At 58.5% G+C, this 1,195-nt stretch carries 1 protein-coding gene; it reads right to left on the reverse strand.

Going from position 1 to position 1,195, the window contains the following annotated elements:
• On the reverse strand, positions 1–1,069 hold a 1,069-nt coding region (locus P5683_RS25015), incomplete at its 3' end, for a putative transposase (RefSeq protein ID WP_315642101.1).
• Between the last annotated feature and the right edge of the window lie 126 nt (positions 1,070–1,195).

The following is a 1,195-nucleotide window of genomic DNA, read 5'->3' on the forward strand; positions in this document are numbered from 1 at the left end:
CCCAATAATCGGTGGTGCCCCGCAAGCAGAGTTTTTCGCGGGAGACATAGCGTCGGGGCAGGTTCGCCTTGTCCCCGTGATAAACCCGAACATGCCCGTCCACATAGAGATAGCCCGCCTCCTCCGGGTCGGCAATCATCCATTGCGTGCTGAGTTCCCGCTGCCAGCCCAACACATCCCCGCCGGAAGCTAGGCGTGCGATTTTTTCCCGTAGCGTACGGACCTCCGGAACCCGGTCGAGCCCCAGGGTCCGGCCCAGTTCGCCGGGAGGAATATGTCGGAGGCCCTCGGGTCGCTTGATTCGCGCAAGGGCCATAAATCCCATCAAGATCAGAATGTGCAGGGCGCTGTAGTAGCCCGCAGGCAGGGACAGATGGCGGTTGAGTCCGCTCAGAAGCCCATTGGCACACAGGGCAGGCAAGCCCGCAAGCAAGCCGCCAAAGGCCACATCGTCGCAGCACTCAAAGCGGGCACAGGCATGGCCCGCCATGCCCATGGCCGCCGCAACACGATCATCGGCCCGCGTGCAGGCTGTTCCCATCCCCTCGGAGGCCTCAGCGTCTTTGCGGCTACGTTCCGACTTGGTGTCCGCCTCGGGATTATGCCGGGGTATCATGGGCTGGCGCCGCACCCGGCCATTGGCAAGGGCTTTGCGTAGTGCCGATTCGTTGATCCCGACAAGCCGGGCCACCTTCGCCACGGACAAACCCTCGGAAAGTCTCGTTTCGCATTCGGCGGTCTTTTCGGAAGTCAGCACATGAGCGCCACGGGTGCGTCTCGGAGTAAAAAACGAATCGCTGCCCTGGGTGGCGAGTTGCCGGCACCAGCGCATCAGCGTGCGGTGTGGAAGCCCAAGCGGGGAGTTCTGAAACTCCACGGGCTTTGCATGCCCATTGTGGATCAATGTGGCTATAATCATCCGAAAGGCTGACTGGTCGCGGGCTTGATGGGAGAAGTAGTTGTCTGCGCACACGAAGTAGGTGAAAACTCCGTCTTTCTTCAAAAGACGGACACGGGTGCTGATTTGGATTGCACCGTCGGGAAAACCTGGCAAAAGATTTTGAAGCATGGCGGTATCTCTTTGGTTCTGCGTCTGGAATAAGACACATGTGTAATACCCGAAGAATCCGCCATGCTTCTTATTTTTCCGAGCCCAAAATATGCCAAATCATTTTCCTGGAATTATCCCCAAAAA

The organism is Limnospira sp. PMC 1279.21, from assembly GCF_032349615.1.
GTDB lineage: Bacteria > Cyanobacteriota > Cyanobacteriia > Cyanobacteriales > Microcoleaceae > Limnospira > Limnospira fusiformis.